We start from the raw sequence: 14,320 nt of genomic DNA on the forward strand, positions 1-14,320 counted from the left end.
AATTGCTGATTGCTAATTGCTGATTGCTGATTGCTAATAGCTGATTGCTGATTACTGACCTACTAAAGTATCTCAAAACCATCGTCAGTTTGATTAATTTCAAGATCCAAACCTGTACTCAATTGAGCAATGATTTTCCCATCGACTTTTAACTGACCAGTGATCGAATCGTAAGTCACGTTAGTCTGGTCACTCACCCCTGGAATCACGATCCTATCTTCTCCAGACTGAAACTCAGTAATAATATCCGGTTGATCGTCAAAGAACTCGAAGGTAAATGTATCATTTCCAGGACCTCCGATCGCCACATCAGTGCCTGGTCCTATGATCAGGTTATCATCCCCTTCTCCACCCAGCAGCACATCATCCCCTTCATCGCCAGTGATTTGGTCATCTCCGGCTCCACCCAGCGCCACATCATCCCCGTCACCACCGCTAATGTCATCGGTTTGATCACCAGTCTGAATAACATCTAGACCATCGCTCCCCTGAACATTACTTTCTTGATCCTCTGGTCCTAAAATCACGAAGCCATCTTCGTTAGTTGGGATAACTTCAACATCTGGGTCAGCAACAATAGAAGACATTTACTATAACTCCTTCTTTATCCTAGTTGATATTACCTATAAACTATAATTTATAACAGTTTTTTTTGCCACACTATTATTTTTTTTTAGTCTAAAATATTTTTTTTCAATGGCATTATTTTCATCCTGATTGGTTAGATACCCTTGAGCATAGCTGATTTAGACCAGTAATTTTCATTACTGAATAAAGGGAATCTAGGTTAACTAATATATCTTCTGTTAGTGAGCTAGTATACATTAGTTGGCGAATAGGTTGACAGTCAAAATTTTCTCCTTTTATATAATAATGTTTCAGTCCCAGTTGTTGGCTAATAATCCAGTAATCTGTTCTAACATAACTGGGTGAGACTAGTTCTATGATTTGAGTGCCAGGGCGACAAAATACCGTATTGGTCAAACCAGCGCCATGGGGAGCAACAATTACTTTTACAGAAGCAAATAGAGCAACTTGTTCCCTCACAGACAGGCTTTCTAGGGCAATGGTAATAAAACCAAATTGGGATAGCAGCTCCTTGACCTCACTTTCGTTGAGAACTTGTCGATGTCTCGCTTGAGCTCTAGTGATGTAGATCCGCTCTGGGTATTTTAATTCCAGAGCTTGTGGTAAAAACCTCTGTCTAAGGAAATAAATAGTACCCTTCGGTACCCAATCAAAATGTCCAGGAAAGGAGGGTAAGACTAACTCCTGGGCTTGAATATGGGGGTAGCGATCGCTTGAGATAATTTTTTTAGCAGGAATGCCTAAGCAATTCAGGGTCTCTTGTTGAAAGGGTTGCTGTGGCGTGTTGATCAAAAACCAATCAATATTAGTCAAATCTATCCCACTGCGGCGCAGGATTTCAATTCTAGGCAGCACATCAAACATCCAGTGGTAGTAGCCATTTCCCGACAGTCCAGATAGAACCGCTACTGTGCCATCTATGTACTCTAACGGCGGCATCTGATCCAGACTAAATATTAAATGGTTTCTGGGGTTGTAATTCTCACATCCAGGTAAATACCATGGGTAATTTCGAGAGACGTCAGATAGCAAATAATCATCTGGGGTAATGATAGCGATGCCATTACAAATCTTCCAGTAACTGCTTTGGGGGGCAATCCAAGCCCGTCCTTGTGGGATAGTCGCCACAAAGACAGTAGGGGAATCCACAGACAGTGTTTCTGGTGGGTTACACTGATAGACCCTATGGCCCAGATGAATGGACTCAAACTGGTTACACAGTCGTCTCATACATCGATTACAGGTAACACCGCCACATTGAGACTGGGACTGAGACTGGGATTGAGACTGGGATTGAGACTGGGATTGAGACTGGGACTGGCTGGCTTCAACAGATATAGGAGCCAGGGTAGAAGCTGGCGGCGCTACCATGGACATGGTGTTGAGATGCTTTGGGAAACCATTGCCCTGTAAACCATGGTTCGCAGAACGTTCAATGTCCCTCGATCCCGTATATTGCCAATCCTTATCGATGGTTGACCAAGGTACCTCTATGTAGTAGCAGCCATGGCAATCTGTGCTCATATACCAGTCCCTGGTCGCTTCATAAATGCCCTTGATCCGGTGAGGAGGTTGGGAGCTAAGAGGCTTAGCACTATAGTTATCTATCGGCACGTTATCTATCGGCACGTTATCTATCGGCAAGACTCCGAGACTACCAAGCTTACCGCTGACCTTGCCCTCTTCTAAGTGTTGATCCCAGAGAGCTTCGTAGTATTCAAGGGCTTGCTGAAACCGCTTTTGTTTGCTCAAGACTTCCCCTAACCGTAGATAAATCTGAGGATGAGCTGGTTGCAAGGCTAAACCCATGTGATAAGTCATTACTGCTGCATCCAGTCGCTGCTGCTCGGCTAAACAATCCCCTAACCGTATATACAACTCAACCTGGTCTGGCTGAATCTGTAACGCTTTCTGGTAATACTTTTCCGCCTGCTTTGATGCACCATACTCAAACAAGGTATCCCCTAAATACAGATAAGTCTGCCACAGGTAAAGGCAGACTTGAAACGTATCCTCTTTGTTCCGTAGTGCCTCAATAAATCCAGAACAATAAATTTGCGATCGCTCAAGTATGTCCTGGCCTGGTAAACCTTGAGCACGTTGGCAATAAGCCTCCACAAACGCTGGCTGCAATGCGATCGCTTTTCGTAAATAGTCAAAGGCTAGGGCTAGTTTCCCCTGAGCCATCAAGGCGCTGGCGCACTCACTGTAAGTCAATATCTGTTCTGGATCCAGCCTAAGCAGCCTTTCAAAATACTGCACTGCTATCGGATAATTCCCCTTCTTTTGCCATAACCGACCCAGATTTAAGTAAGCTGATTTTAGCTCTGGGTTTAACTCAATCGCACTACTGTATGCCACCAGAGCCTGACCTGCCTGACCTTGTGCTTGCAGCACCTTACCCAGGTTATTATACAGAGTGCCCCACTTAGGATTATGGTCGATACCTTGTTGGTCGATACCTTGTTGATAGACCGCCTTTGCTGCCTCGAATTGTTTTAGCTCGAACAGAACACAGCCCAAATTATTATAAGCGCTGAGGTAATCTGGCTGATTGGTAATGGCTTGGCGATAACTGTTGCTGGCTTCCTCTAACTGACCCCGTTGACCATACAACACTCCTAGGTGATAGTGGGCTTTAGCATACTTGGGGTTAAGAGCGATCGCGTGCTGATAGCTTTCTTTTGCAGCATCCCACTCCCAGAGCTTGTGCCTCGTGATTCCTAGATTGTAATGGTACTCAGCCTGACCTGGCTGTAGCCAAACAGCCTGTTGATAATGCCATTCTGCTCTTGAGAGATCCTTGAGTTTACTATATAACTCACCTAAGCAGGCATGAGTTTGAGCTCGTTCCGGTTGGAGTTGCACCGCCTTACTATAGGCAGAAATTGCCTGCCTCTGCTTTCCCTGAGCAGCTAGGGCAAAGCCTAGTAAGAAATTAAATTCCCCAGAATCAGGCTGCCGTTTCAGAGCTTGCCGACACGAAGCAACGGCTTGACCCCATTGCTTCTTGGCTAAATAAGCCTTGACTTGTTGGTAAGTTGATTCAACCTTGATCATTAGGCAGCTATGGGGTTAGAACTAGCTTGAGCAGATGAATAGTTTAACTATCCCCCGCGTTCAGCCAGCATCGCAGTTTTCAACCGTTAGAGTTTTGATAATTAACCTTTAGTTAACACGAGATCAGATAACCGTAACAAAGGACACAAAATTGCTAACTGGTTATTGGGAATTTGTTAGTTGTAATTCAATGACTGTAAGGTAATGACTATTACTCATTCCCTAAACTTGGAGATTACCTATATTAGTATATAGCAATAAACAAAAAAAGTTAATTTTCACATTTTAACGACTATTTCGCTCTAGTTTTTTTGAAAAACCAACTTCTTTTGCAAACTTTTTACATTGTGATCATTAAATCTTCATATTGGTTACATAAAAAAAGCTAATAACTATAGGGATCAGTGTAGGAATTATGATAATTTTTGTCCCGAAGTTCCCTGTTCCCTGTTCCCCGTTCGCTGTTCCCTGTTCCCTGTTCCCTGTTCCCTTTGCTATATAAGGCTATAGCAGTGCTCAATCGGGTGATGGGAGAGTCGTAAATGATACCACAAGTCAGTGTAATAATTCCCACTTATAATTGCGATCGCTATATTAGCGAAGCAGTGGAAAGTGTGCTGAATCAACAAGCCTGTTCCTATGAGGTAGTGGTAATTGATGATGGTTCAACAGACCAGACTCGATCAGTGTTGCAAGCCTATCGCGGACGCATTCGTTACATTTATCAAGAAAACCAAGGAGTCTCCCTTGCCCGCAACCATGGCATTAAACTAGCCAACGGTGAATTTGTCGCATTCCTTGATGCCGATGACTTTTTTCTGCCAGGTAAGTTAGCTGCCCAGTTAGCAGTATTTGAAGCACAACCCCACCTGGGAATTGTCCATAGTGGTTGGTATCGCGTGGATGCCCAGGGTAAGCCACTGATGACAGTGCGTCCATGGGAGAAAGTACCAGAATTAAACTTAGAAAGTTGGCTACTGTGGAAGCCAGTCCTGCCTAGTGCGATGATGTTCCGTCGCCATTGGCTAGAGTCCGTTGGCGGGTTTGACCCCAGGTTTCCACCCGCTGAAGATACAGAAATCGTGCTACGGTTAGCCCTCAAGGGTTGTCCTGCCGCTTGGTTACGTCAGGTAACAGTAGGCTATCGGCAACATCACCAAAGTGCCATGCACAAAGGACTTCCTCAAGCTCGCTCCCTGTCCGCAGCCATTGACAACTTCTTTCAAAAGGCTGAATTACCACCAGGAATCCGTCTATTAGAAAATCAGGTGCGCTATGGAACCCTAGTCTGGATTGCTTGGTATTTATATACTACAGGACATCCCAGGGAAATGATCAAGTATTTACAACAGGCTTGGCCCTATAGTCCTTATTTACCCATGGAGACAGTAGTACATTGGGCAGAGAATTTTGCCGAGTTTTCCAGGAATTGGGGCGGGGAGTTTGATGCTGATGGGTTAGGGAAGTCACCGGAGTGGCAGCAGTTGATGCAATGGGTGATGGCTCAGGCTAGAGAAACGGTGTTGGTAGGTGGATCTAGCTTGTACTAACTGAAACTATTGCATCAGTCCAAAGCCCATTGGTAAAGCTGAAGCTGTCCCATGGTTTTTTCCAGTTCATTAATAACTGAAGAAGACTCGAAGCCTTTAAGTTCCACAGCAATTTTACGTCCTTCTTTCTCAGCACCAAAAAACTTTTCTGCTCCTAAATCAGCTTTCAATAGGGTTTGCCCTAACACTAATATTAATGGGTCATTCGTAATCGTCCACCCGTCTTTTTCGAGAGTGCATAAATCATCATCTAATTCACCGAATCCTAAAAATACTATTGTAATTACCCACTAAATATAATCTTATCATCCCTCCATTTCACAATTTTGCCATCTTGCCATAATCTATACGTGGAATCACTGAAATGCTTATGGTGATTACTTTCAAGGGTCAACCGTAAACAAAAGTTATACATAAACATACAGAAATTAAACATTAAAATAAACCTGTTGGTAAACAGATAAGTGCTACGCTGATTTCAAATCAAAAAAACCTAAACTATTATTTATGGTTTATAAATCTATTTATCAACTACCAGGTGACCGGATTTTTAAAACTAAAAATAAACCAAAAAAAATCTTAGTCATTCACCTTACTTCAAGCTTAGTATTGAGTCTTTCTTTTTTTACTATTAAATCTTCCCTATTTGGATTATTACCATCATCCTTATTTATCAAAGATATAAGTCAGACAACAAAACTTAATCAAAATGATGACTTTATTGTTAAAAATAAAATTTTTGACGCCCACCCAACCAGTATTCCTTGGATTAATGACTCCTACAACTGTGAAGCAACGGGAAGAAGTTGGGAACAGGGAGAATGTTGGGACTATGAACATTATCGCAACTGGTGATGGCAGGATTAATTATTAAAAGACTATAGGTAAGCATATGCGCTACGCGCACGCTGCTTGAGGTGCCGTCAGCCGTGAGCTTTTAGCTCACGCTACTTGAGGTGCCGTCAGCTGAATGCTTACGTTCCCTACTCCCTACTCCCTACTCCCTACTCCCTGCTCCCTGTTCCCTACTCCCTACTCCCTACTCCCTACTCCCTACTCCCTACTCCCTACTCCCTTAAAAAGGCTATATCTTGATCATGATAGTTTCCCCATTTCTCTACTATTTCCTGAGCAAGATGACTAGGAAATGAATGGTAACCGGGTTCCAATTCCTTCGATAAAATTAAGTCAATGGCTATATTATGGGCATAGAATACTGGGTCAAGAGTCTCAACTGGAGTAGGTTCCGCTAAGGAAAAATTGATCGGAGCTTTTTTGAAAAGCACGTCTGCCTCTGAGAAGTTATCACCAAATTCATCTTCTGCGCCAATGTTGGCAAGATACTTACCACTAAAATCTTTCTTGTCTAAGTCATACTCCTTAGAAATTACTCCATTAACTCCCGTACAGGTCACAACACAAAAAGCCTCCTTTAGTGCTGCCCTAATGCCATCAAGGTCATCAGCCTGTAACCCTTTGATTCCTCTAGCTTTCAGCTGTTCCAAAATCTTAGAATTTTTCTCGACAACCACCAGATTATTGGTTAAGCCTAATAATTCATTAACGAGTCCTTTCCCAACTTTTCCACAACCAAAAATTATCAATTTTTTATCCACTAATAATTCGTTAGTTAACTGGTGGAATGCTTTGACAAATGCTTGACTCGTGCCATAGAACGTTTCGATATTTTTTAGGGAACTGTCATCCACAGAAATCAAGGGATAGGAAATATCTAAGGATTGATAGATATCGTTATCAAGTTTAGTTAGCTCTACCACTCCCTGGCTAGGGGTGATTAGTGTGGGTAACTCTCCATAAAGATCTAAACAAATATCATAGTTATCGTCAAAATTCCCTTCCAGATTAACCTCAACATTAGCACTGAGTAAAATTTCCACCGCTTCTGGGTTAGGGTCGATAAAATTAGGGCAAGACACCGTAAGCTCTGCACCAGCCAACAGTAACGGTTCAACTTTAAAGACAGTTTCTATGGTCAAGGGGATATGATGCAATAGTCTTAATCCTTGATAAGGCTGATGGGAACGCATCTGTTGTCTCAGCTCAGCCATAAATGGCATAGCTTCAGAGCGGGCATGTTTTTGGCGTGCTTGTTCAAAGACCTTAAAATTAATCATTTAATGATACACCCGATTAACGGTAGCGAAGTTGTTGACCCTTGATGACTAAACCCATTCTCATCGCGTTTCCAATTGGAGTGAATTGTTTTTGTTTCGTCATGGTTTGGGGATGATGACGCACGGTAGATAAACTGAAGCTAAGTAGAGTCACAACAATTAGTGTAGCGCTTAAATTACGAGTAAAGGTTAAGTCAAACATTATCTGCGGATTTCCAACTGTCTCTACTTACACAGTAGAAATCTCTTTTGATTAGTTCCTCCAGTAATATGCAACTACCTTAATTGACTCTCTAGTGGAATGGTGAATCCCACCAATTCAGTGGCTTTAGGAGTGTTGTTAAGCTAGACAATCTGGCCACTGGCACCATGGCAGAAAAATTCGATGTCCTTCTTGAGGATCCCACATTCAGGACCTTCGCGTAAGTCCTATAGGGATCCCTGTAGGGATTTTGAGCATTTTTGTTCCCAGATTCGCTCTTCCCAGATCCGCTGTTTCCTTTGCTATCACATTTTTGAAGATTTCGTTAATCTATCCCTTGACACTCCCCGGTCTAAAGACGCGGGGATTCTTCACTCAACGATCCGACTTGCTGAACCTGGCCGGAACCAAGAACAGTAGAGGCCAAATCTCCTGAAGCGTTCGGATTAATAATCCAAGTTCCGACGTGCCCCGTCGTACTTACAGCTCTATTTCGGATATTAATGGCGGCATTATGATCTCTATCAAGCTCGCATCCACACTTACAGGTATGAGTTCGAGTTGATAGAGATTTCTTGACGACTTCACCACATTCAGAGCAATGCTGGCTGGTGTAGGCAGGATTTACTGCAACAGTTATCCGACCAAACTTAACCCCAAATTGCTCTAACCATTTCCTGAACTGATACCAACCTGCATCATTAATAGATTTGGCTAGACAATGGTTTTTGACCAGGTTTTTAACTCTTAAATCTTGCCTTACGGCACGCTTCGCGAACGTAGGCGACCAAATCGTTAGATTGGATTACGCAACGTGCAAGTCTCTTTGCATGTTCCTCACGTTGCCTACTTATTTTAAGATGTTGCCTGCCTAATCTGTTAACTGCTTCCTTTCGGTTGGAAGAGCCTTTCTTTTTCCGGGAAACCCGACGTTGATAAAACTTTAATCTCTTTTCCCCTTTTCTATAGAATCGGGGATTAGGTTCAGATCGACCGTTAGAATCTGTATAGAATTCTTTAAGTCCTACGTCTAGTCCTATTATTTCGCCAGTATGGGGTAGTTCTTCTTTTACGTTAACTGCAATGCAAAATTGAACATAGTACCCATCAGCTCGCTGGACTATCCGAACCCGCTTGATTTGCTTCTTGTCGAAGCGCCACAAGTCCCAGCTGCCCTTGAGTTTAAGTTTTCCGTTCGCGTAGCGTGACCGAAGGTCAATCCCTTTCTTGTCGGTGAACGTTATCGACTTCTTATCAGGGGATAATTTCCATCCTGACTTTTTATATTCGACAGACCGAGCGCGTTTTTGGAATTTAGGAAACCCCTTCTTGCCTGGAACTTTTTTCTTGCAGCTATCGTAGAAGCGAACAATTGATGACCATGCCCTTTCAGATGCAGCTTGACGGGCAGTAGAGTTCAGTTCATTGGCAAAAGAGAATTCTTTTGCCAGTATTTTGGAGTACCGGCTAAGGTCACTCTTCCCTGTCCCTTTGTTGTCCAACCACAGACGGATGCAGCTATTACGGATGAATTTAACTGTCCGGATAGCTTCGTCTATAGCTGAATATTGGTATTCTTTGCCTTTGGCTTTGAACTCTATAATAATCACCAATTTTCGAGCTATTTTGATATATATTTATACTATTAAAATTACATAAAAGTGTCAAGTATTTATCGATATTTTTCTCACGGCGACTAAAGTCGCTACGAGCTTTCATCCCGGAGACGAAACCTTAAAATAAGGCAGCCTTAATCATAAAGTTTTAACCCTTTTACCCATAGCCGACCAACCATAAAGGCTGCCTTATTTTTGCGGTAACTTCTGACCCGGTTTAAAAACACGGGGCTTTCAGCTTCAGGAGTCACGTAAGTATTGGTATGATTGTTAGGCTATAGCAGTATTTTGACTAATTTTGGGAAAGTCTTATGCCCATAATTGATCTCAGTGATACCTTGCAAAATGACAAGGACTGGACTCCCTGGTGGGCACGTAATTCGGTAACTTACCACAATCATAAATTTGGACGATTAGCCATCTGGATGCTGTTCAGGATTACACCGAAATACCTGCGGGGAGGACTTGGTTGGGCCAATGACGTGATTAAGCTTTCCACCCATGGCACAACTCATATGGATGCGCCGTGGCACTACGCACCAACTTGCGGGGGGAAGCCTGCCAAGACCATTGACCAGATCCCTTTGGACTGGTGTTACCGTGATGGCGTAGTTTTGGATATGCGCCACAAAAACCATGGTGAGGCGATTACTGTCGAGGATGTCAAATTAGCTCTCGACAAGATTAACTATACACTCAAGCCGTTCGATATCGTGCTAATCCACACTGGTAACGATCGGCGCTTAGGAACACCGGATTATTTTACCCATGGATCTGGTGTCAGTGCTGAGGCCACACACTGGCTGATTGATCAGGGAATCAAAGTCATGGGGATTGACTCTTGGGGTTGGGATGTACCTCTACCAGTTCAAGCTAAGCAAGCCAAAGCTAGTGGGCGGAACGATATTTTCTGGGCGGCTCATTTTGTTGGGATTGATAAAGAATACTGCCAACTGGAACGGCTGACGAATCTTGATCAACTACCATCTCATGGCTTCAAAGTTGCAGCCTTCCCCCTTAAGATCAAAAATGGCTCTGCTGGACCGGCTCGGGTAGTCGGCATTATCGAGAATTGATTTGATCAGACCAGCAGTGTGAATCAACCGTATCTCCGATTTGGAGCCATCTGATCTAGGGATTTCACTTTAGCAGCTCTTGGCTTCTCCAATTGACCGTGAGACTTACAGGATAAAGCACTGTGGGGTAGAACTCGTAAGATTTCGGTTAGGGTGGTTACCCTTTCTTCCCGGGAACCTTTTTCTTGCAGTTGTCAAAGAAACGTTTAATGGCACGCTCTACGTTCTCGCGATTAGGCTTGACAAGCATGGCTGTTGAGGTCTTTAACAAACTTAAATTCATCCCTTAACTGAGTGTTGTAGCGATAGAGTTCTTTCTTCCCTGTCCCGCGATTGTCCATCCAGTACCGAAGTACTTTGTTCCGGACGAAGCGAGCTGTTCTAATAGCTTCATTTATTGCTAACTTTTGAGGCTCTTTTAGGACAGCCTTGAACTCCATAACCAACACTCGCGCATCACCTNCATCGACTACCAGGTAAAAACAAATTACAACACTCCCCAGAGGTTATTTTGGGGTAAATGGTGTGGGATTTGCTCGCTTTAAATCAGTATCGATAAGCACTCAAGGAAATTATCACACTTAGCGACAAGTCGCAAGGTTTCGCGCCTTAAAAACTGAATAACCGTGAGGGTGATTGATGGATTTCTGTTCCTGTCATTATAATTTCATACTTATCCCCAAAACGGTTTGTTTATATAAATACACTATCCAGAGTCTAAACTTGCTTTATTAAAGCCAATTAATTTTGTTGTGCCTTCTCAAGACAATAGCAAATTTTAATCAATTTTTTTATTTTTTATTGTAATGACAATAAAAAACTATAAGCAATATTTTTTATGAATAATAATGGTAAATTTATTGTTGTAATTATGATTTATAATAAAGTTACCTATGACCTACTTACTATTATAGTTAATATAGACTGTGTATAAAGCAATTTTTAACAACTGATATCTTCCTGTCTTTTATATCCTCCCTAGCACCCTTTGAAACAGCTCTGCATTTTTAAAGAAGACGCAAGGGGGTTACTCAGGCAGAGGGATTTAGGGGAATCATAATTTTTTGATAAACAATCTATTAGCAACAACCCCGATACTTCTGTAACTGCTACAGGACATGGTTGATTGCTCTTATTCACAAGGGTTTTTCTTTATAGTAAGTTGTATTCACCAAAAGCTATAGTAAAAGAACTGGCTTCAACGCCTACTAAACTATGCTAGAATCTGGGAAAGTCCTCCAAAATCGCTATTACCTCCAGCAGCAGCTGAATGATAATCCAGTGCGCCAGACTTGGCTAGCACAGGATTCCGAATCTGACACGCAAGTCGTAGTCAAGCTTTTGGCTTTAGGTGGTCCCGTACAATGGGACGATTTGAAACTATTTGAGCGGGAAGCCCAAGTTCTCAAACAACTGGATCATCCTCGGATTCCCAAGTATCGGGATTATTTTTCCCTCGATGAAAGTATCCTGTGGTTTGGACTGGTTCAGGAGTATATTCCTGGTCTATCCCTGAAACAGCAACAGTCCCAAGGGTTTAGATTCTCTCAGCAGCAGGTAAATACTATCGCAGCTGATATTTTAGAAATTCTTCAGTACTTACATCAGCTCAACCCCCCAGTCTTACACCGAGATATCAAGCCAAGCAATCTAATTTGGGGTGAGGACGAGCAGGTATATTTAATCGATTTTGGAGCAGTGCAGGCTAAACCAAATACTGCGGGTGCCACATTTACAGTGGTGGGAACCTATGGTTATACTCCCATGGAACAGTTCGGGGGTCAAGCTGTGCCTGCTTCTGATTTGTATGCCTTAGGGGTGACCTTGATTGAACTGCTCACTGGAGTGGCACCTGCTGAGTTACCTCAGGAAAATTTGCGGATTCAATTTCGTCAACTACTCGGTTCTACTGTTGAGCCTGGCTTGGTGACCTGGCTAGAGAAAATTACAGAACCAGCTGTGGAGCGCCGCTTTAGTGATGCTAAACAAGCTACTGAAGCGCTATACACTAACCCAGTGGTTCCATCAAACAACACTCCCCCAACTGGTCTGCCAGACACTGTTGTCCGTATCCATAAATCAGCAGAACAACTGATCATTGATATCCCCTCCCACTGGGAAATGATAGTGATGAAACCCCTCAAACATGCCCTAAAACGAGCTAGAGGGGTGGTAAAGGGCGTATTTTCTTACTCACTACAGCGCTTCAAGACCTTAGAAAAGTCTAGGCAACGCCGGTTATTAGTTGGTCTTGGTTTGGGAGTAGTTGTCGCAATTTTACTGGATTTATTTAAGCACCTTATTCTTCAAATATTAGTAATTTTATTAGCAATTCCAGTATCATTACTGCCTTTAGCTATCCCTATTTTTTTAGTGATGTGGATAACATCATTAAACTCAGAAAAAGACTTTTCTGAGGCAGTTCGTATTTGTTTTGATAACAAAAAATTTGAAATTACTAAGGCATCCTTGAGCCGCAAAAAATGGGATCGAGGAGAAAACTCACAAATTAAAGAAGTTTATATTACTGCCTATCGGGATGCACAAGGTAGATACCATCGGGGGATTGCGATCACTACTCAGGTAGAAAGACCATCACCCTTTGGTCAAAAATCCCAAACCTACATCTTTGGCGAACAATTACCAGAAGCTGAATTAAATTGGTTAGCTGAAGAAATCCGAGCTTGGTTAGATATCAAATCTAGTGATTCATCACCAAATGCAGAAGGTTGAAAGTTAAAGGTTAAAGGTTAAAGGTTAAAGGTTAAAGGTTAAAGGTTAAAGGTTAAAGGTTAAAGGTTAAAGGTTAAAGGTTAAAGGTTGAAAGTTGTTCGCGTAGCGTGGCCTACGGCCTTAAGGCCAATGTTAAAGGTTGAAGGCAAAATTAAAAACCAATTAATAGCGAAATTCAGGAATTCAGAATTCAGGACTCAGCTCATTGATGACATAAAAAATGTGAGAGGTAGGGAACAATAGCGTGCTTTTCCTGAGAGGGAATATTTTGCATCACCTCCACGTGGGCAATGGGATTGAGTACATCGGATACCTGTTCATGAGTATGTTCAATTAAATAGCGACGACTAGAGACAGGTTTGCCTAGGAAACCACCATTGGCCACGCTAGGCCAACAACCTTAACTTTTGGCCAAGCTACTTAAGGTGCCTTCATCCTTCATCCTTTGGTTGGTAGATCATGATGGATAGAGGAATACGGAATACTGTAGTGGCTAGTTTGGACAAGCCAAACTTAAATTTAAGGGATTTTGGTAAGTCTTGCCAGGATACTGACACAAAACCGAAACGGTTGTAAAATGGCGTCAGCCAACCCATACATTCGAGATAAAGAGGCTGAGTTGCCTCTTTGATGAGATTTTCCATTAGATAACTCCCCAAGCCCTGATTGCGCCACTTAGGTGCCACAACCAAACTCCCCAATTCTTGGGCATCGGGAAACTTGCGCAATTGTCCACAAGCCACCACACGCCCCTCAAATTCAATCACCCGAAACTGGGTCCAACGTAACTGGGTAGGCTCTAGTTTAGCAATCAGAATTAATTTAAGAATTGCCCAGGTATCCTTGGCACAGGCAGGGCGGAAAATACATCCTGGTGGTAACGATAGAGATGGTTTAGTCATCAGCTGCTGTAAATTGAATTTTTGTTCATGGTTGACCATCAACCGTCAACCCTCAATCGTCAACCATCAAACCTGAACAACAAACCAGTCAAAAACAAAGCACTCCACAACAGACCGTCAGTCTGTAAATTTATCAGTTACCGATTTCATAGGTCAGTTGTGATCTCTGTCAGCCCTGACCCAATACAATTATTGCTACACTCAAAGAAAATTGTGAGTGAATGCAAGATACTGCTCAATATTCCTGTGCCTATTGTGGTGAAACCATTTTGACCTTTGTAGATCTAAGCGCTGGTGAACAGCAATCCTATATCGAAGATTGTCAAGTGTGCTGTCGTCCAAACATTTTGTATGTAAGGGTGGATCAAGAAACTCTCGATATTGAGATTGACAGCGATTATGATGGCTAACTAAAAAGCAGATTGAGCCAAGTTCACTCTTGGTAAGGATTTATCATT

At 42.5% G+C, this 14,320-nt stretch carries 12 protein-coding genes and 2 pseudogenes; 6 read left to right on the forward strand and 8 right to left on the reverse strand.

Features of this window, described 5'->3' with window-relative positions; translation table 11 throughout:
- Nucleotides 1-62: 62 nt before the first annotated feature.
- A complete protein-coding gene (locus tag F6K52_RS02575; RefSeq protein WP_293073617.1) occupies nucleotides 63-587 on the reverse strand; it encodes a calcium-binding protein in 525 nt (174 codons plus the stop codon).
- A gap of 121 nt (nucleotides 588-708) precedes the next feature.
- Nucleotides 709-3,648, reverse strand: coding sequence for a tetratricopeptide repeat protein (locus tag F6K52_RS02580; protein WP_293073619.1), 2,940 nt, complete (start codon nucleotides 3,646-3,648; stop codon nucleotides 709-711).
- A gap of 542 nt (nucleotides 3,649-4,190) precedes the next feature.
- On the opposite strand from F6K52_RS02580, the gene F6K52_RS02585 reads away from it, so the two are divergent.
- Complete coding sequence (locus F6K52_RS02585) at nucleotides 4,191-5,198, forward strand: glycosyltransferase (RefSeq protein WP_293073622.1); 1,008 nt, start codon at nucleotides 4,191-4,193, stop codon at nucleotides 5,196-5,198.
- A gap of 14 nt (nucleotides 5,199-5,212) precedes the next feature.
- On the opposite strand, the gene F6K52_RS02590 is transcribed toward F6K52_RS02585, so the two are convergent.
- Entirely contained in the window at nucleotides 5,213-5,482 is a 270-nt protein-coding gene (locus tag F6K52_RS02590; RefSeq protein WP_364415746.1) for an element excision factor XisH family protein, read from the reverse strand.
- Nucleotides 5,483-5,705: 223 nt separating this feature from the next.
- Here F6K52_RS02590 and F6K52_RS02595 point away from each other — a divergent pair, with 223 nt between their 5' ends.
- Both F6K52_RS02595 and F6K52_RS02600 read left to right on the forward strand, forming a co-directional pair.
- Nucleotides 5,706-6,053, forward strand: a complete 348-nt coding sequence (locus F6K52_RS02595) for a hypothetical protein (protein ID WP_293073624.1) — start codon at nucleotides 5,706-5,708, stop codon at nucleotides 6,051-6,053.
- 101 nt (nucleotides 6,054-6,154) lie between these two features.
- Nucleotides 6,155-6,277, forward strand: coding sequence for a hypothetical protein (locus F6K52_RS02600; RefSeq protein WP_293073627.1), 123 nt, complete (start codon nucleotides 6,155-6,157; stop codon nucleotides 6,275-6,277).
- Here F6K52_RS02600 and F6K52_RS02605 read toward each other — a convergent pair.
- Together F6K52_RS02605 and F6K52_RS02610 are read right to left on the reverse strand one after the other, a co-directional pair.
- The gene (locus tag F6K52_RS02605) at nucleotides 6,266-7,333 is read right to left on the reverse strand and encodes an NAD-binding protein (protein WP_293073630.1); all 1,068 of its coding nucleotides are present in this window, start codon (nucleotides 7,331-7,333) and stop codon (nucleotides 6,266-6,268) included. The two genes, F6K52_RS02600 and F6K52_RS02605, sit on opposite strands and share 12 nt — an antisense overlap.
- Before the next feature lie 554 nt (nucleotides 7,334-7,887).
- Nucleotides 7,888-9,145: pseudogene (locus F6K52_RS02610) on the reverse strand (transposase).
- Nucleotides 9,146-9,462: 317 nt separating this feature from the next.
- Here F6K52_RS02610 and F6K52_RS02615 point away from each other — a divergent pair.
- The gene (locus tag F6K52_RS02615; protein WP_293073632.1) at nucleotides 9,463-10,227 is read left to right on the forward strand and encodes a cyclase family protein; all 765 of its coding nucleotides are present in this window, start codon (nucleotides 9,463-9,465) and stop codon (nucleotides 10,225-10,227) included.
- 160 nt (nucleotides 10,228-10,387) lie between these two features.
- Here F6K52_RS02615 and F6K52_RS02620 read toward each other — a convergent pair.
- A pseudogene (locus F6K52_RS02620) lies at nucleotides 10,388-10,667 on the reverse strand (RNA-guided endonuclease TnpB family protein); the annotation flags it as partial.
- 775 nt (nucleotides 10,668-11,442) lie between these two features.
- On the opposite strand from F6K52_RS02620, the gene F6K52_RS02625 reads away from it, so the two are divergent.
- Complete coding sequence (locus tag F6K52_RS02625; RefSeq protein ID WP_293073635.1) at nucleotides 11,443-12,960, forward strand: serine/threonine-protein kinase; 1,518 nt, start codon at nucleotides 11,443-11,445, stop codon at nucleotides 12,958-12,960.
- Nucleotides 12,961-13,162: 202 nt separating this feature from the next.
- Here the strand turns inward: F6K52_RS02625 and F6K52_RS02630 are convergent, their stop codons facing one another.
- Together F6K52_RS02630 and F6K52_RS02635 are read right to left on the reverse strand one after the other, a co-directional pair.
- Complete coding sequence (locus F6K52_RS02630; protein WP_293073638.1) at nucleotides 13,163-13,345, reverse strand: hypothetical protein; 183 nt, start codon at nucleotides 13,343-13,345, stop codon at nucleotides 13,163-13,165.
- Between the two features lie 46 nt (nucleotides 13,346-13,391).
- Nucleotides 13,392-13,862 (reverse strand): GNAT family N-acetyltransferase, encoded by a 471-nt coding sequence (locus F6K52_RS02635; protein ID WP_293073640.1) that lies wholly within the window; start codon nucleotides 13,860-13,862, stop codon nucleotides 13,392-13,394.
- Between the two features lie 221 nt (nucleotides 13,863-14,083).
- Between F6K52_RS02635 and F6K52_RS02640 the strand changes: the two genes are divergently transcribed.
- Complete coding sequence (locus tag F6K52_RS02640) at nucleotides 14,084-14,272, forward strand: CPXCG motif-containing cysteine-rich protein (protein WP_293073643.1); 189 nt, start codon at nucleotides 14,084-14,086, stop codon at nucleotides 14,270-14,272.
- Nucleotides 14,273-14,320: the final 48 nt, after the last annotated feature.

Source organism: Moorena sp. SIO3H5, from assembly GCF_010692395.1.
Taxonomy (GTDB): domain Bacteria; phylum Cyanobacteriota; class Cyanobacteriia; order Cyanobacteriales; family Coleofasciculaceae; genus Moorena.

Coding starts and splice junctions, on each gene's coding strand:
- F6K52_RS02575 (WP_293073617.1), bottom strand. CDS start 587: ATGTCTTCTATTGTTGCTGACCCAGATGTTGAAGTTATCCCAACTAAC.
- F6K52_RS02580 (WP_293073619.1), bottom strand. CDS start 3,648: ATGATCAAGGTTGAATCAACTTACCAACAAGTCAAGGCTTATTTAGCC.
- F6K52_RS02585 (WP_293073622.1), top strand. CDS start 4,191: ATGATACCACAAGTCAGTGTAATAATTCCCACTTATAATTGCGATCGC.
- F6K52_RS02595 (WP_293073624.1), top strand. CDS start 5,706: ATGGTTTATAAATCTATTTATCAACTACCAGGTGACCGGATTTTTAAA.
- F6K52_RS02605 (WP_293073630.1), bottom strand. CDS start 7,333: ATGATTAATTTTAAGGTCTTTGAACAAGCACGCCAAAAACATGCCCGC.
- F6K52_RS02615 (WP_293073632.1), top strand. CDS start 9,463: ATGCCCATAATTGATCTCAGTGATACCTTGCAAAATGACAAGGACTGG.
- F6K52_RS02625 (WP_293073635.1), top strand. CDS start 11,443: ATGCTAGAATCTGGGAAAGTCCTCCAAAATCGCTATTACCTCCAGCAG.
- F6K52_RS02635 (WP_293073640.1), bottom strand. CDS start 13,862: ATGACTAAACCATCTCTATCGTTACCACCAGGATGTATTTTCCGCCCT.
- F6K52_RS02640 (WP_293073643.1), top strand. CDS start 14,084: ATGCAAGATACTGCTCAATATTCCTGTGCCTATTGTGGTGAAACCATT.